The sequence below is a fragment of the Undibacterium sp. RuRC25W genome (assembly GCF_049339825.1).
Lineage (GTDB): Bacteria > Pseudomonadota > Gammaproteobacteria > Burkholderiales > Burkholderiaceae_D > Undibacterium.
In genome coordinates, this window is the sequence record NZ_JBMPPD010000036.1 from 11745 (window position 1) to 28768 (window position 17024).

General features: G+C 47.8%; 17 protein-coding genes. 5 read left to right on the forward strand and 12 right to left on the reverse strand.

Features of this window, described 5'->3' with window-relative positions; translation table 11 throughout:
* The first annotated feature begins 131 nt into the window (after window positions 1-131).
* Window positions 132-1916, forward strand: coding sequence for an ABC transporter ATP-binding protein (locus tag ACO0KV_RS15220; protein ID WP_423043524.1), 1785 nt, complete (start codon window positions 132-134; stop codon window positions 1914-1916).
* 72 nt (window positions 1917-1988) lie between these two features.
* Window positions 1989-2471 carry a cupin domain-containing protein gene (locus ACO0KV_RS15225; RefSeq protein WP_423043526.1) on the forward strand — a complete coding sequence of 161 codons (483 nt, stop codon included), beginning with the start codon at window positions 1989-1991 and terminating at the stop codon, window positions 2469-2471.
* Between the two features lie 3 nt (window positions 2472-2474).
* Here ACO0KV_RS15225 and ACO0KV_RS15230 read toward each other — a convergent pair whose 3' ends face one another.
* Together ACO0KV_RS15230 and ACO0KV_RS15235 are read right to left on the reverse strand one after the other, a co-directional pair.
* Window positions 2475-3467 carry an NAD(P)/FAD-dependent oxidoreductase gene (locus tag ACO0KV_RS15230; protein ID WP_423043528.1) on the reverse strand — a complete coding sequence of 331 codons (993 nt, stop codon included), beginning with the start codon at window positions 3465-3467 and terminating at the stop codon, window positions 2475-2477.
* Window positions 3468-3548: 81 nt separating this feature from the next.
* On the reverse strand, window positions 3549-3998 hold the full coding sequence (locus ACO0KV_RS15235; protein ID WP_423043530.1) for a CBS domain-containing protein: 450 nt from the start codon (window positions 3996-3998) through the stop codon (window positions 3549-3551).
* A gap of 163 nt (window positions 3999-4161) precedes the next feature.
* On the opposite strand from ACO0KV_RS15235, the gene ACO0KV_RS15240 reads away from it, so the two are divergent.
* From ACO0KV_RS15240 to ACO0KV_RS15250, 3 genes are read left to right on the forward strand one after another with little or no spacing between them, the layout of a single operon-like run.
* Window positions 4162-5472, forward strand: coding sequence for an O-acetylhomoserine aminocarboxypropyltransferase (locus ACO0KV_RS15240; protein ID WP_423043532.1), 1311 nt, complete (start codon window positions 4162-4164; stop codon window positions 5470-5472).
* A gap of 1 nt (window position 5473) precedes the next feature.
* Window positions 5474-6280, forward strand: coding sequence for an alpha/beta fold hydrolase (locus ACO0KV_RS15245; RefSeq protein ID WP_423043534.1), 807 nt, complete (start codon window positions 5474-5476; stop codon window positions 6278-6280).
* Window positions 6281-6284: 4 nt separating this feature from the next.
* Window positions 6285-6908: a LysE family translocator gene (locus ACO0KV_RS15250; RefSeq protein WP_423043536.1), complete on the forward strand. Its 624-nt coding sequence runs from the start codon at window positions 6285-6287 to the stop codon at window positions 6906-6908.
* A gap of 78 nt (window positions 6909-6986) precedes the next feature.
* On the opposite strand, the gene ACO0KV_RS15255 is transcribed toward ACO0KV_RS15250, so the two are convergent.
* From ACO0KV_RS15255 to ACO0KV_RS15300, 10 genes are all read right to left on the reverse strand, one after another.
* Window positions 6987-7982, reverse strand: a complete 996-nt coding sequence (locus tag ACO0KV_RS15255) for a DHH family phosphoesterase (protein WP_423043538.1) — start codon at window positions 7980-7982, stop codon at window positions 6987-6989.
* Window positions 7983-8073: 91 nt separating this feature from the next.
* Window positions 8074-8514 carry a GNAT family N-acetyltransferase gene (locus tag ACO0KV_RS15260; protein WP_423043540.1) on the reverse strand — a complete coding sequence of 147 codons (441 nt, stop codon included), beginning with the start codon at window positions 8512-8514 and terminating at the stop codon, window positions 8074-8076.
* A gap of 1 nt (window position 8515) precedes the next feature.
* Window positions 8516-8968: an acyl-CoA thioesterase gene (locus ACO0KV_RS15265; protein ID WP_423043542.1), complete on the reverse strand. Its 453-nt coding sequence runs from the start codon at window positions 8966-8968 to the stop codon at window positions 8516-8518.
* Between the two features lie 10 nt (window positions 8969-8978).
* Window positions 8979-9875, reverse strand: coding sequence for an alpha/beta fold hydrolase (locus tag ACO0KV_RS15270; RefSeq protein WP_423043544.1), 897 nt, complete (start codon window positions 9873-9875; stop codon window positions 8979-8981).
* Between the two features lie 57 nt (window positions 9876-9932).
* Window positions 9933-10832 carry an SDR family oxidoreductase gene (locus tag ACO0KV_RS15275; RefSeq protein ID WP_423043546.1) on the reverse strand — a complete coding sequence of 300 codons (900 nt, stop codon included), beginning with the start codon at window positions 10830-10832 and terminating at the stop codon, window positions 9933-9935.
* Between the two features lie 96 nt (window positions 10833-10928).
* Window positions 10929-11924, reverse strand: a complete 996-nt coding sequence (locus ACO0KV_RS15280; RefSeq protein ID WP_423043548.1) for an NADP-dependent oxidoreductase — start codon at window positions 11922-11924, stop codon at window positions 10929-10931.
* 132 nt (window positions 11925-12056) lie between these two features.
* On the reverse strand, window positions 12057-12521 hold the full coding sequence (locus ACO0KV_RS15285; RefSeq protein WP_423043549.1) for a PaaI family thioesterase: 465 nt from the start codon (window positions 12519-12521) through the stop codon (window positions 12057-12059).
* 2 nt (window positions 12522-12523) lie between these two features.
* Window positions 12524-13315 (reverse strand): SDR family oxidoreductase, encoded by a 792-nt coding sequence (locus tag ACO0KV_RS15290; protein ID WP_423043551.1) that lies wholly within the window; start codon window positions 13313-13315, stop codon window positions 12524-12526.
* 148 nt (window positions 13316-13463) lie between these two features.
* Window positions 13464-15281: an acyl-CoA dehydrogenase gene (locus ACO0KV_RS15295; protein WP_423043553.1), complete on the reverse strand. Its 1818-nt coding sequence runs from the start codon at window positions 15279-15281 to the stop codon at window positions 13464-13466.
* Window positions 15282-15384: 103 nt separating this feature from the next.
* Entirely contained in the window at window positions 15385-16563 is a 1179-nt protein-coding gene (locus ACO0KV_RS15300; RefSeq protein WP_423043555.1) for an acetyl-CoA C-acyltransferase, read from the reverse strand.
* Window positions 16564-17024 lie beyond the last annotated feature (461 nt).

Genomic DNA, 17024 nt, shown 5'->3' on the forward strand with positions numbered 1-17024 from the left:
TTTTTTATCCCTGCTGCATTAATCGCTTTATGGATGGCAAATCGCACCATCTGCGTACAAAGGTCCGCTAAGGTAGAATCCTCACCACTTGATTGAACCACAATGACTCCAGACGATCTCCTCCGACTACTATGACCACAACGCATCCGCTAAAAAAGCTCCTGCATTACGCACAACAATACCGCTCCGATTTTCGCTTAGCGGCACTTTATTCGATACTCAATAAATTCTTCGATATCTTGCCGGAAGTATTGATTGGTGTTGCGGTAGATATCGTCGTCAATGGTGACAAAAGCTTTCTCGCAAAACGGGTGTTAGGGGGCTTTGGCATCACGGACACCTGGCATCAACTGATTGTACTGGGTGCGGTGAATACGTTGATCTGGGGTGGCGAATCCTGGTTTGAGTACTTGTTAGAATTGAAGTGGCGCAAACTGGCGCAGAACCTGCAACACGATTTACGACTCGACACGTACGATCATGTACAAAAATTAGACATGGCGTATTTTGAAAATCAACGCACAGGCAATCTAATGTCCATCTTGAACGAAGATATCAATCAAATGGAGCGGTTCCTCAATGGTGGAGCCAATCAGATTATCCAGGTTATCTGCTCATCCGTTATGGTCAGTGCAGTTTTCTTCGCGTTACAACCGTCGTTGGCCATCATTTCATTACTACCAGTGCCGGCGATCTTGTTTGGCGCATTCTGGTTCCAGAATCGCCTCGCACCCCGCTACGCAGAGGTACGTGAGGCAGCAGGCGATGTCAGTGCTCGACTCAATAACAATTTGCTTGGATTGGCAACAATTAAAGCGTTCGCTACCGAGACTTTCGAGAAAAATCATATTGCTGAGGCCAGCAATCAGTACCGAGAAGCGAATGCTCGAGCCATTGCCATCAGTTCTGCGATCACGCCTGTGATCCGCATGGCAATTTTAGCAGGGTTTACTGCCACACTAGTGTACGGTGGCTGGCTGACCTTGCATGGCGAGTTAGCTATCGGGGCGTATTCTGTCTTGGTCTATTTAACTCAGCGCTTATTATGGCCAATGACTGGCCTTGCTGACGTCGCAGACATGTATCAACGCTCAATGTCAGCAATTGACCGTGCAATGAATTTACTCGATACAAAAATCAACATCAACTATGAGGGTAAACACCTGCCACTAGCAGAGGTGCAAGGAGCGATTAGTTTTAAAGACGTAAGTTTTTCGTACGGCAATCAAACGACATTACATGCCATCAACCTACAAATCCCTGCCGGTAAAACTGTTGCATTCGTTGGTTCAACTGGCTCAGGCAAGTCGACGCTAGTCAAATTGCTGCTCCGTTTTTACAGTCCGCAACATGGACAGATCATGCTTGATGGCATCCCGACTGACAGCCTGAATCTGCAAGATTTACGTCGAGTGATCGGCTATGTTGCCCAAGATAGCTTCCTGAGCGACGGTACCATTGCTGACAACATCGCCTACGGGATGGTCAATGTCAGCGACGAAGCTATTGCGGCTGCCGCCCAAGCTGCTGAGGCGACGGAGTTTATTCAGAAATTACCTTTAGGTTTCGCGACGCGAATTGGCGAACGTGGTCAGAAGTTATCAGGTGGACAGCGTCAGCGGCTGGCACTCGCACGGGCAATTCTTAAAAATCCGCCAATCCTGATTCTGGACGAAGCCACCAGTGCCGTCGACAATGAAACAGAAGCCGCTATTCAGCGCAGTCTGGATATCGTCAGCCGCAACCGCACCACTATCGTCATTGCCCATCGACTTTCCACAATAAGACAGGCAGATTGTATTTATTTGCTTGAAGCTGGCAACGTTATCGAAAGCGGTACGCATGAAGAGTTACTGTCATTAAACGCGGGATACGCGAGTTTGTGGCGGCTGCAAACTGGAGAGCGACAAGGGTAATGCAAATTGTGTGGCATAACGGTAATTTTTTATATACTATGTCACTTTAATATACGCTCTGTTACGCAACTCATGAACGCAAGAAAAAAAGCAACGATAAAAGCGACTATTGCCGGCGGAATTGCCAGTGTGATTTTATTTCTTTCCTATAAAGCCGCTCTTCATACTTATCACATGCCAGCAGCAAGCACTGAGGCAACCCAGCTGCATTTGAAACCATTTAACGTTAATCCCGCCTGGATTAAATCAGGCACACCTAACTTCAGAGCAGACGAGTTTTTCAAATCAGGTGATGGTCAGACGAGTTCTGGCATTTTCGAATGTGACGCCGCCACATTTGAATGGCATTACCAGTTTGATGAAGCCGTATACATTCTCGACGGTAGTGTCACCTTAGATTACCAAGGCAAGCAATTCACCCTACATGCAGGCGAAAGCGCCCTATTCAGGGCGGGCACTACCGCCGTCTGGCATGTACCAGACCATATCCGCAAAAGCTGGACGATTTACGATGCTGGCAAGCCCGCACGAGGACTTGCCAAACTCCTGCAATGATGACTAGCCGATTGTTTTTGCCAAGGCTACAGCGCTGAGAAATGCGTTTTCAACTCGCCCACCACCTTCAAGACCAGCAGCAAACCAATCCCCGCAGACACCGACTTTGCGATTGACGTCCCACAGAAAATCAAATGGAAGCGGATGCTCAGATTGCGCAAAACGCCAACGATGCACAACCGCATGGATTGGTTGTATCCAGGATCCCGTCGCCTCATGAAATGCCTTTAGCAGCTTTTCTTTTGCGCGTTCGGGATCTTCTTCCAGATGCTCAATACTCCACGCTGGGCTTGCTTGCGCAATCCAACGCTCGCCTGATCTGCGCAAAGGCTTAGAATTATCTCTAGCGATCCATGATAAGCGCGACTGATTGACCCATGCGCCACCATAAGGCAATTCGAGCGAAGTCTGAAACCCGAGCATCAATGTCCAGCATGGCAGCATGATCGATTTTGTCGCCTCAACTGCGAAGGCAGGAAACTCGCCCAACAAAGGCGCAGCCTGATCTGCCGGAATTGCCAGCAATACAGCGTCAAATGGACCGGCTGATGCAGCGATGGCCACCGTATCGGCCTGCACTTTCAGCAACCACTGGTTTCCATGCGCTTCCAGCCCCACGATTTGCTGCTCTTTTCTAACATCCAGTCCATGTGCAAGTTGTTTACCTAGCGCGTTCATTCCTGGTGTTGCTACGTACCGCGTCGCACTCTTTCCTGCAGGCTTACTTTGACCATGATCAAGACTGACCAGTTTTTCTTCCCACGGCGCGACCCAACCCAACTTTTTCCAATCGTTAATTTCCTTCTTAAATCGGTCGGAACTAGCAGTAAAATACTGCGCTCCATGATCAAATCCACCCAGTTCCGTCTGGCGGGTACTCATACGACCACTGACCCCTGCACTCTTCTCATAGACCGTCACATGATGGCCCTGAGATTGTAATTGGCGCACTACAGTCAATCCTGATAAACCTGCCCCTACGACGGCGATATGCATGTTTGTTCCTTTTTAAAAAATAAAAACGCCCGCAATATTTTTTGTGCGGGCGTCATCTTAAATTAAGTCAACATTGTTTGCTTATTCTTCATTCTGTTCTGCAGGCCAATCGCGGATATACGCTTTGAGCATTTTGTTTTCAAAACTCTGCGCTTCCAACACTGCTTTAGCAACGTCATAAAATGAAATAACACCCAGCAACGTCTTCGCATCCATCACTGGCAGATAGCGGGAATGTTTTTCCAGCATCATGCGACGTACTTCGTTGACTTCTGTTTCTGGTGTGACGGTGATCGGATGATCATCCATGTACTTGCGTACAGTACCGTTACCCAGTGAACCATTGTTGGAATGAATCGCGCGGATCACTTCGCGGAAAGTTAAGATCCCTGCCAAGTCACCATATTCCATGACCACCAGCGAACCGATATCTTTTTCTTCCATCACGCTGACAGCATCAATAATCGGCGTGTCGGGTGTAATAGTAAAAAGGATATTACCCTTCACCTGGAGTATTTCTGAAACTTTCATGGCATGCCCCTCCTGTTATCTGTATTTTACAAAACTGTATTCCAATGTATCGTAAGCGATGCAAAAAATCCAGCATGTTCACACTTTTTCCTGCCGAAAACACAATTTCATTTTGTGACGTTAATGGTAGCATTGCATCATTACAATACGGAGATACCAGTTTATGAGCGGCCCACATTACCCTGGCTTTGATACGCTGTCGTTGCACGCAGGTGCAGCACCCGATCCCGCTACGGGCGCGAGAGCAACCCCGATTTACCTTACATCATCCTACGTTTTCAAAGACTCTGACCACGCAGCATCCTTGTTTAATATGGAGCGTGCGGGTCATGTTTATTCCAGAATTTCCAATCCGACCAATGCTGTTCTTGAAGAGCGCATTGCAGCATTAGAAGGTGGCGTTGCAGGAATTGCTGTTGCCAGCGGACAAGCAGCATTACATCTGGGCCTGGCAACGATTGCCGGCGCGGGATCGCATATTGTTGCTTCTCGCGCACTCTATGGCGGCTCACAAAATTTACTCGCTTACACCATGAAACGTTTCGGTATCGAAACGACGTTTATTGATCCACGTGACATGGGCGCATGGCGCAGTGCAATAAGACCAAATACAAAGGCGTTGTTTGCTGAAACGCTTGGCAACCCTGGGCTGGACGTATTGAACATTCCTGAAATCGCTGCGATCGCACATGAAAATTTTTTGCCATTGCTGGTTGATTCAACGTTTACTACCCCGTATTTACTCCGACCATTTGATCTTGGTGCTGATCTGGTCTTTCATTCAGCAACCAAATTCTTGTGCGGCCACGGTACGGCAATTGGCGGCCTGCTGGTGGACGGCGGCACCTTTGACTGGCAGGAAGCCTATGATAAAACCGGTCGATTCAGTGAGCTCTGCGAACCCTATGAGGGCTTCCATGGCATGGTGTTTAGTGAAGAATCCACTGTTGCTGCTTTCTCATTGCGTGCCCGTCGCGAGGGCTTGCGTGACTTCGGCGCATGCATGAGTCCACACAATGCGTTTGCGATATTGCAGGGAATCGAAACCTTAGGGTTACGCATGGACAGACACGTTGCCAACACCCGAAAAGTCGTCGAATTTTTAGTATCACATCCTGCGGTCGCCTCAGTCTCCTATCCAGAGCTACCAACGCATCCAGACTATGAACTGGCAAAAACGCTGTTACCAAAAGGCTGCGGTGCCGTGTTTTCATTCAACATCAAAGGTGATCGCGCTGCAGGTCAACGCTTTGTCGAATCACTCAATCTCTTTTCGCATCTCGCCAATGTCGGCGACGCCAAGTCGCTCGTCATCCATCCAGCTTCTACGACCCACTTCCGCGTTCCGGCTCAACAGCTCAGTGCATCAGGCATTACGGAAGGCACCATGCGTTTATCGGTTGGCCTAGAAAATGTCGACGACCTGATTGAAGACCTGAGCCGTGGGTTAAAAGCAGCGCAGAAAGGAGCCTGAGATGCTATTCAACGTCAACCAACATGAAGCCTATTGCTACACCGGTGGCAAGCTACTAAAACCAGAATTACCGACGGTCGTTTTTATCCATGGCGCGCAAAACGATCACTCTGTCTGGGGACTGCAGAGTCGCTATTTTGCGCATCATGGTTATAACGTCCTCGCCGTTGATTTGCCTGGACATGGGCGCAGTAAAGGACCGGCGTTAACTTCCATCGAAGACATGGCGCACTGGCTGCTTGCCTTATTGGATGCGGCACAAATTCAACAAGCCACACTCGTTGGTCACAGCATGGGATCCTTAGTTGCACTGGAAACCTGCGCAAATGCGCCTCAGCGGGTCAGCAAGCTCTGTTTAATTGGTACTGCATATCCCATGAAGGTCTCAGACACCCTGCTTAACGCAGCGCGTGATGAAGAACAGACTGCCATTGATATGGTCAACATCTGGTCACACACGTCGATGGCGCACAAACCATCCTTTCCTGGGCCGGGGTTTTCTGTACTAGGAGGCAGCCAACGTCTCATGCAAAGACTGTCTAAAATCAACCCAGACAAATTGTTCTATACCGATTTTTTTGCATGTAATGCATACGCAAATGGTGAAGCGGCGGCGCACACTGTGCAATGCCCAACCTTATTTGTAATTGGCAAAAAAGATATGATGACACCGCCCAAAGCGACAACGACGCTCACCAATATCATTACTCGTGGAAAAATCACACTCATCGAAAACTGTGGTCATTCGTTGATGTCAGAACAATCTGATGCAGTGTTAAACACCTTGTTCCAGTTTGTGAAAGCATAAGTGCATGACAATGACGTTTGAAAGCTGGGCATTGTTTACAGCAACAGAAGCAGCCATGTCCTTATCACCAGGTCCAGCGGTGATGATGGTCGTGGCTTATGGCATCGCACGCGGCTGGCGAAAATCACTGTTTGTGACCTTGGGCATTTTGTCTGGCAATGCGATTTTTTTCGCCTTATCCGCCACTGGACTGGGTGGTGCATTGTTAGCATCGCCAATGATCTTCATGGGGATTAAATATCTTGGGGCTGCTTATCTGGTTTATCTGGGATTATCAGCTATTTTTGGCAGACCTTCGCCAATCACGCTATCCCGCGTCGACGGACAACCTGAAGCAGGAAAAAAGATCTTCTCAAGAGCCTTGATGCTGCAGTTAACAAACCCTAAAAGTATGCTAACGTTCGTCGCGATTCTACCTCAATTTATCAATCCATCCCAACCGATTGGTTTGCAAATGCTGATTCTTGCGGCCTGCTCCATCATTCCGGAATTTTTTATTTTACTTGGTTACGGCATGCTAGCAAGTAAAGCGAGCCATTTAGCAACACAGGAAAAATACGCCCTAATTACGGAGCGGATTGCAGGAGTATTAGTACTAACTGCTGGTGTACTGGTTGCCGTCGTGTAATTTTTCTGGAACGCTCAATTGACCATATTGAGCGTTAATCGCCGTACATACAACACAACCCTCTTGTCACAGCGCAGCTCACTGACTCGATGCTACCTCGAAGAAATCAAAAAAACGCTGTATAAACGAGGCAACATCCTTTTCATCCAAATAATTAATCCCAGCTGCCAATCGTCGCCCTCCTCCACTTGGGAACCCGGAACAAAACTCACTCGCGGGTTTTGTGTCTGGTTGTGCGGATCGTATACTCACGAGATAACCACCAGTTGATTTAGGGGTAAGTACAGCAAATGAAGAGTCTCGCTGCTCATCAACCAATTTGTTTGCCAGCAAACCGGAAATCCTCCTCGACCAAGGCGCATCCGGCAACACATACACCTTACTTTTGTATCGGGTTTCTACAGGGCGAAGGTTATTGAGATACGTCACTTCTTCTGCGTAAGCAAACTGCAAGGCGAGAAAATGTGAAGAGCTACGAATAAAATCAAAGGGATTGACAAACCTGTGGACTTCTCGATAGAGATCCGCAGGGTGAAGATGCAAGTCAGATAGTTGCTCACCATATGCGTTGTAGTTTAATAATTTACCCAACTCTTGCAAGACAGCACGATCGCTCCAACCCAATCCCTGCTCCATGCACATACCGTTGGCAACGTTGGTTAAGTTATCACCAAATGCCGCCACAATTGCCCACATGACATAACGGTGATCCAAAAAACGACTCACCAGAATACTGGTACAAACATCTTTTGCATCAGACCAATGAAATTCAAGGTGAGGATGTTGAAAGATGCTACGGGCTTCGTGATGATCAAAGTAACTGACAAAAGCGCCTGCATCAAGATGCCCTTTTAAGGCTGCGACATTCGCATCGAGCGAAATATCAAGCACTGTTAGGCGATCCCCTGGGGAGGTCTGTATTTTCTCAAGTAAGGTAATATCTCTTTTTACACCAGTTACTTCGATAGCCTCGCGCGGAAAAGCCATCCGCAACTGGTGGAGCGCACAGATGCCATCCGCATCACCATTAAAGATATCAAAATATTTGTGCTGATTACCAGAAACACTGTCCATGACACGCCTCAGTTTGCAATAGAAATAATTTTGCTTCTTTTAAAAGCTACAGGGTAACGTCCCTTAGCGAAATATACGCACTGCACTCACCTCAAGAAAACTGGTAAGCCATACAAATATGCGCAATACCTGCTTCCATAAAGATCTCGCCATCTCTGGCAAAGCCTTCTCGTGCGTAAAACGGCTCCGCAGACTGCTGGGCGTTAAGCTGTACCAGTTTATCTCCGCGCAGTTTTGCTTGCTCCATCAGGGTACGAAGGATGGCAGCACCAACACCCGAACTACGGGCACTGGCTAACACCGCCATACGACCTATATGACCGTCCGGCAATAAACGCCCCGTACCAATCGCCTGTTTATTATCGTCATAAGCAACTGCATGCAAACACTGGACGTCCATCACATCCCACTCAAGCTCGGCTGGAATTTTTTGCTCTTGTACGAACACCGCATAACGGACTGCGTGCGCATCTTTTTCGAGCGCAGCCCAGTCCCCCAAAACAATGTGAGCGCCTGATTTCAATGTCGCCATGTCAATTAATCCCTAGCGGTTTGATTTTTTCTAAGTCGCCTATTATCTCACGCCAATCTAGTGGAACAGGAACCCCTTTGGGAGTCACGCCGTCCGCCCCCTTACCAGCGTAGACATAAACCAACTCACCCGAAATTAGATGCTGGCCATCACGAAATATTTCAAGTACAAACTGTATCGATGATTGTCCTATGCGACTACATCTGACGCCAATATCCAAAACATCATCAAACCGTGCCGGAGAAAAATACTCGACCGATGACTTCCGTGCAAATAGCTCTTTTCCTTCTGCCGCCTGCGCCACTGCATTCGGTAAGCCAGTCGCACGCCAGTACTCGGTGAAAGCAACGTCGAAATAGGTCAGGTAATTCCCGTTAAACACAATCGCTTGCATATCGACTTCAGACCATCGAACCCGCAAAGAATGGGAAAAAACAAAATCCTCAAACGCCATGGATCAACTTTCAATCATTCAAAAAGTCTCGTATTAATCGATTCACGCGTTCTGGCTGTTCATGAATCACCCAATGCGAACCTTCAGGAATCCGTTGAATTTTGACATCATCGATAAAATCTTCGATGCTATTTAACAGTGTTTTTGGTAAGGCTTTATCATTCTCACCCCAGATAATGCGTGTAGGCACACGAACCTTGAAGTCGTCAGGATTCAGATTTAATTTTGATGGCCCAGCATGGCCCTCAGTAGCAGGATGCAATGGCGATGCGCGGTAATAATTGACCCCGCCAGTTAAGCCACGCTGCCAACATGCATGGTATGCGGCTCGGGTTGGCTTGTCGTACCAAGAGGCATCGCCCTGCCCCATACCATTAAAGAATCCATCCATCAACGCGAAATTGTCTTTGGAGAGCGCATCTTCAGAACCCGGATTGCGCAACCAGTTCATGTATTGACTAGCAGTTTGTTGCTCTGGGTCGTTGCTCAAGGCATCCATAAACAAATACGGATGCGGTGAATTGATAATGATCAGCTTCTTTACCAGAGATGGTAGCGCAATAGCCATATTCCAACATATTGCACCTCCCCAGTCATGGGCGACAACAATCGCTTGCTCATATCCCAGATGAGAAACTAACAAACGTAGGTCATCAACAATATGCTTTGCCTTGTATTCACCCAAATCAGCGGGCATATCGGATAAATTAAAACCTCGTAAATCTGGGGCAACCGCAAAATAGTCTTGCCCAAACTCAGCCAACTGCGCTGACCACTCGTACCAAAACTCTGGAAAACCATGGACAAATAATATCAATGGCCGCCCCACTTCACCCGCACTGGCGAAATGCAATCGAGTGCCATTGTCTAATTGGGCAAATTGGCCAGGTTTAATACTTGCAGTCATTGCAGCCTCTCCTTCCTAAGTTACGCGAGAAATAATCTAAGTTTGAGCCGCTGAGGCTTAAGCTTTTAATTTTGCGCGTAACATATCGCGAATGTGTGGCGCGGCTTTGTAAGGATCACCAGGATTTCTTATCATCACGACGTCCTCCATCCGTTCCTGCACATTACTTAGCGCACCTGGATGAGAAAATATATAAAATTGTTGCTCACTGATCGCCTTAAACGTATTTTCTGCAACTTCCTGCGCTGTCACTTTTCCAGAGGTAACCGCTTTATCGGACATCGCCTGCGCTGCACGCTGACTAGCCGTTGGTGCGTCGCCTTTGACATCTTCCGGACGGTTTCGATGCGACTGCGAAATACCCGTCGGAACAAAATATGGACACAAGACGGATGCACCGATCGGCGCCTCAACCAACTGCAAGTCCTGATACAACGATTCAGACAGGGATACCACTGCGTGCTTTGAAACATTATAGACACCCATTGTCGGGGCATTTAAAAGTCCCGCCATCGATGCTGTATTAACGATATGTCCCTCGTATGCTGGATCTGTTTTGGCGCAGGCAAGCATCAGATTGGTAAAAATCCGCGTGCCATGAATCACACCCCACAGATTAACGCCTAACACCCATTCCCAGTCAGCTTGCGTGTTTTCCCAAATCAGTCCACCAGAGCCAACACCGGCGTTATTAAAGACGAGATGCACGGCACCGAAACGTGCCATTGTCGCATCGGCAAGCGCCTGCACCTGCTCGGCATGACGTACATCGCATAGCATAGCCAACACCTGCGCACCTTGCTCTTCAAGCTCAACTTTGATTTTATCTAAAGCGTCCGGCTGTACGTCAGCGAGAACGAGCTTCATACCTAGACGGGCACCAATGAGCGCAAACTCTCGACCAAATCCACTGGCAGCACCAGTAATCACTGCAACTCTGTCTTTAAAAACTTTCATTATGTCTCCTGTTGGATTTTTTTATTTGGTAAAACGACGGATTGACTGACACGGCGTTATTTTCGTTCTTTGCAGTTGAAACAGATCTCACTTGTTTCAAGTCAGCTTAACTAACTGTTTGCCAAAATTACGCCCTTTCAGCAGACCGATGAATGCATCTGGTGCGCTCGCAATACCCTCTGCAACTGATTCTCTGAACTTGAGCTTCCCGCTCGCTACTTTTGCGCCCAATTCCTGCAAACCTTGCGGCCAGAGATCCATATGTTCAGACACAATAAAACCACGCAACGTAACGCGCATTGTTAAAAAGACGCGGGCATTTTTGATACTGATCTGCTCCCCGTTATAACCAGCAATCATGCCGCAGAGCGCAACCCGCCCAAACGGATTCATACGCGCCAGACTCGCGTCAAATACTTCGCCGCCAACATTTTCAAATACAGCATCAATGCCATTCGGGGTGGCCGCAGCAAGATCGGTTTCGAGTTGACCAGCTTTATAATCAACGCAAGCATCAAAACCTAACTCATTGACCACATAAGCACATTTTTCAGCGCCGCCAGCGATCCCGACCACGCGACATCCCAATTGCTTCGCTAACTGACCAACCACACTACCAACAGCACCACTTGCCGCAGACACCACCACTGTTTCACCCGCTTTAGGGTTCATGATCTGCGTCAGACCATACCAGGCCGTGAGACCTGGCATACCGACGGCACCCAGATAGGCCGAAAGTGGAATATGGGTTGTATCAAGCTTACGCAACAGTATGCCGTCGGACACGGCAACTTCCGTCCAACCTAACATACCAAGAACCTTGTCGCCTACCGCAAAACGTGGATTCTTGCTGGCAATCACCTCACCTACTGTTCCGCCAATCATGGTCTCATCCAAGGCTTGTGGTGCGGCATAACTCTTCGCATCTTCCATGCGCCCGCGCATGTAAGGATCGAGTGATAAAAAATGATTCCGAACCAACACCTCGCCCTCTTTGATATCAGGAACAGGCAATGTCTCTACACGGAAGTTTTCGTTAACAACCTGACCTTGTGGGCGTGATGCCAAAACTATACGTTGATATTGATTCATGATTTTTTCTCATTTTATTAAAAATTCGCGAGTACTGAAACCCCGCGATACGTCCTCGCATCAATTGCGCCACTTGCCACGATAAAATGCGATGAAATGTTAACGATCACCATGTCAGCAACTAAATGAAGATTAATCGCTTCCGTACAATTTTTTCATATTTTCACCTGACGTCAGTCGACGCAGATATTTAAACGTTCCCATCGCCTTTGCAACAAGACGCTCACCATTCCACACTTCCCCTTCGCAAAAACACATTGTGGACGACTGATGAAAGGCATTACCACGCGCTTCAATCCGCCCACCAGCGACGCCACCTGGCTGCAAAAAGCTGGTCTTCATTTCGACCGTCACGACGCCTTTTAAATCTGCATGCAATGATCGTCCAGCCATCGCCATTACAACATCTAGCATCGTCATAATGACGCCGCCGTGCGTAATCTGCCAGCTATTCATATGCTTCTCAGACAGATCCAGTGATAGTTTTGCTGTGCCGTTTTCCATTTCAAGAAATTCGACACCCAGGTCATGTAAGAAAGGATTAATGGTTGGTGATGGCTGCTGCAACGCAGCCTGAGCAGGTGTGGTTGGCTCCATGATTACACCGCGGATACACCACCGTCGATTGCCAAGGTCTGGCCAGTAATATGCTTGCCTGCATCAGAGGCAAATAACAGAGCGGCGCCTTTTACGTCTTCATCATCGCCAATTCGTTGCAGCGGCGCTTCTTTAGCGAGTTTTTCTTCACCCAGATGATCCAAAATTCCTTTCGTCATTTTAGAAGGAAAGAATCCTGGTGCGATCGCATTGACGGTAATGCCATGCACGCCCCACTCTCCGGCCAGTGTCCGCGTAAAATTGATCACTGCAGCCTTGGAGGTGTTATAGGCGATCGTCTGCATGGTTCCTGGTGCATTACCTGCCAAACCAGCAATCGATGCAATATTGATGATGCGACCAGAACGACGTGGAATCATGCTACGTTTACCAACCGCCTGCGACAACAAAAAGATACTGCGGATATTTAAATTCATGACCTTATCCCATGCTTCAATAGGATGATCCTCAGCTGGCGCACCCCACGTCGCCCCCGCATTATTGATTAGAATATCGATGTGCCCGAGTTGCGCTAAAGCGGCATCAAGTAACGGCGTTACAGCAGACTCTTTGGATAAATCAGCGGCAACGGCACTCGCCTCAATACCACGGCTCTTCAAATGAGCAACGGCTTCATCCAGATCCGCTTGCTTACGAGATGAAAGAACTATCTTTGCTCCCTGCTCACCAAGCGCTTCCGCCATTTGCAAACCAAGACCACGTGAGCCACCTGTAATCAGCGCTGTTTTGCCACTAAGGTTAAATAACTGTTGAACGGTACGTGCTGCTTTCATATTTGTCTCCAATTCTTATTTTTAAATGTAATTATTTTCGTCTAAATTTATTGCATGCAATAAACCGCTAAAAACATGCGGGTACAGTTGCCACTTTGCTGGTAACACCATTAGATCAAGAATGGCATTGAGCAATGTACCCACCGTTTTAAAACCAGTTATCCTTCATTTCGTAAGTCGTTGTATCGATATTGCCGAGCAAATCTAACTGCGGATGAACTTTTGGCAGCTCCCAGTTAAAGAAATATTTGCACGCCTGAAGTTTACCGGCATAAAAATCGGCATCGTGATGCTGCTCTTTACCGAGGCAAAGCAACGCTTGCTCCAGCCATACCCATGCAACAATAACATGCCCAAACACCTCTAAATAAGCAGACGCATTTGCCAAAGTTTTATTGGTATCTCCGCAAGCATGTAGCTGCTTAGTGACCAGCGCTAAGCGCTGTAAAACACGTGCTAGTGATTTGCCATAGTCGACCAGTTGCGGCTGATTGGCAGCTAGTCTCAATGTCTTATGCAACAATTCGCCTATCGCTTCCAATGCAGCGCCATCATGCATCACCGCTTTTCTTCCGAGCAAGTCCAGCCCCTGAATGCCGTGCGTCCCTTCGTGTATGGGATTGAGGCGATTATCACGATAGAACTGTTCAACGTTGTATTCGCGGGTATATCCATATCCTCCGTGCACCTGGATTGCGAGATTATTAGCCTCCAGACACCATTGTGAAGGCCATGACTTAGCAATGGGCGTCAAAATTTCCAAGATCAACGATGCATGTTCACGCGCTTCGGAAGTCGTTCCAGTACGCTCTTCATCCACCAGTTTCGCGCAGTAAAGAGTGAGCGCCAGTCCGCCTTCGACATAGGCTTTCTGGGTGAGCAACATCCGTTTAACGTCAGTATGCGCAATGATTGGCACTTGCGGTGCCGCTGGGTCTTTATTGAGCGGAGGTCGTCCTTGTGGGCGATTGCGGGCGTAATCTAGCGCATGCAGGTAGCCCGTATAACCTAACATAACAGCACCTAAGCCAACGCCAATCCGCGCCTCATTCATCATGTGGAACATATTTGCCAGGCCGCGGTGTAAGGTACCAACTAGATACCCAACAGCACCTGCCTTACCTAATGGTTTAAACTTGCCTTCACCAAAATTAAGTAAGCAGTTGGTTGTCCCGCGATAACCCATTTTATGGTTCAACCCCGCAAGCACAACGTCATTACGCTCGCCGCAGGAACCATCCATATTAAGCAAATATTTAGGGACAATAAATAAAGAGATTCCCTTCACACCAGGAATCAGCTGCCCGTTTTCATCGGGTACTTTGGCAAGCACAAGATGCACGATATTTTCTGACAGTTCATGTTCGCCTGCCGAAATCCACATTTTATTGCCAGTCAGCCGGTAACTACCATCATCTTGCTGCTCGGCGCGGGTCACGATATCGGACAAACTCGAGCCAGCTTGTGGCTCTGACAGGCACATCGTCCCAAAAAAACGCCCCTCAAGCATTGGCTTGACATACGAATTAATCTGTTCTGGCGTTCCGCACTTGAGCAGCGTATTGGCATTGCCAATTGTCAGAAATGGGTAGGATGCAGTACCAACGTTTGCCCCTTTAAAATAGGCAACGCCCGCTTTTTCAACAACGCATGGTAACTGCATGCCACCAAATTCATAATCCTGCCCTGCAGCAAGCAGACCCGCATCGCAAAATGCGGTCAACGCTTGCTTTACTTCAGGAATCATATGCACGACTTCGCCGTCAAAATGCGGCTCATTCTGGTCGTTCTTTTTATTGTGGGTAGCGAAAAGATCAGTGGCAATTTGCTCGCAGGTATCGAGCGCAGCGTTGAAGGTTTCACGATTGTGATCTTCAAAGCGCGAGCGCTGATTCAGAGATTCAACATCAAGCCATTCATACAGTAAAAATTCGAGATCACGGCGGGAAAGGATTTTTGATTGCATGGCAGTATCGAAAAAATGTGAGAACTCAAAAAGAGCTTCAGGTGTCCGACCATTGAGTCATTCCACGCATGAAGCTCTTTTTAAACCAGGACTTAAGTGTACGTTAGACTACTTCAAATAAGCCAGCTGCACCTTGTCCACCACCAATACACATGGTCACCACTACAAATTTGACGCCACGACGTTTTCCTTCAATTAACGCATGTCCTGTCAAACGTGCACCGGATACGCCATACGGATGACCGACGGCAATCGCGCCACCGTTCACGTTTAAGCGATCCATAGGGATGCCAAGCTTATCCGCGCAATACAGAACTTGTACCGCAAACGCTTCATTCAACTCCCACAGGCCAATATCCTCTACCTTTAGACCGGCCTTTTTAAGCAGTTTTGGAATCGCATACACTGGACCGATACCCATTTCATCAGGTTCACAACCGGCGATTGCAAAACCACGGAAAATACCTAAAGGTTGCAAGCCTCTCGCCTCAGCAAGCTTGCTATTCATCAATACGGCAACGGATGCTCCATCAGAAAACTGACTCGCATTACCCGCAGAGATCACACCGCCTGGCACCGCAGAGCGAATTTTTGCGACAGCCTCAAGAGTTGTATCAGAACGAATCCCTTCATCAGAAGAGATAGTGACCTCACGTGTCACCAACATGCCAGTCGCTTTATCGGCGACACCCATCACCGTAGTCATTGGCGCGATCTCGGCATTAAATAAACCTGCAGCCTGCGCAGCGGATGCACGGAGCTGACTTTGCACGCCGTATTCATCTTGTCTGTCGCGGGAAATGTTGTATCGTTTAGCGACAGTCTCCGCCGTCTGGAGCATCGGCCAGTAAACTTCTGGCTTATGTTGTTTTAACCATGGATCGACCAACATATGCGTATTTGCTTCATTTTGTACGCATGATATGGATTCAACACCACCTGCGGCATAAACATCGCCCTCACCAGCAATAATCCGCTGCGCAGCCAACGCGATTGTTTGCAAACCGGAAGAACAAAAGCGATTAACGGTCATCCCTGCAGTGGTTACCGGGCAACCTGCACGCAGAGCAATCTGGCGCGCAATATTGCTGCCAGTGGCGCCTTCTGGCGTCGCACAGCCCATAATCACGTCTTCAATCTCACCAGCATCAATACCAGCACGAGCAATCGCAGCGGCCAACGCATGTCCACCCATCGTTGCACCATGGGTCATATTAAATGCACCCTTCCAAGATTTAGCAAGGCCAGTACGCGCGGTAGAAACAATGACAGCATCAGACATGTGGGTCTCCAATATATTAGTATGAGTGAAAATAAAATGAATTCTGTACTATCTTTTTTGCATTTCGCAGATCGCTGATGCTTTCCGAATAAGCGACGAAATGACAGTCATGCGGCACACACCTTGCCCAAACCAATAAATCATGCGCGATGCAAAAAAACATAATATAGCACGACCGTTCGAAAATAATTATTTTTTTTAAAAAGACGAAAAGTTTTCGTTGAATCAGTCTATCGCGTCAATCAAATTGAAGAAAAAGTTTCCAATGAGAATTGTTTTACTATTTAAGCGACCCAAGCAAACACCGCTGTCAGAGAAAACAAAAAATGAGACTAACTCAGTGGATTTTTTGTAGGCCAGCGATATTGACGATAAAAATTTGGATGATTTCGTGGTTTTTTCACAAATAAATGTCAAAGAAACGCTGGTATTGTTGTTTTGTAAGGTTCTGTAAGTTTCAA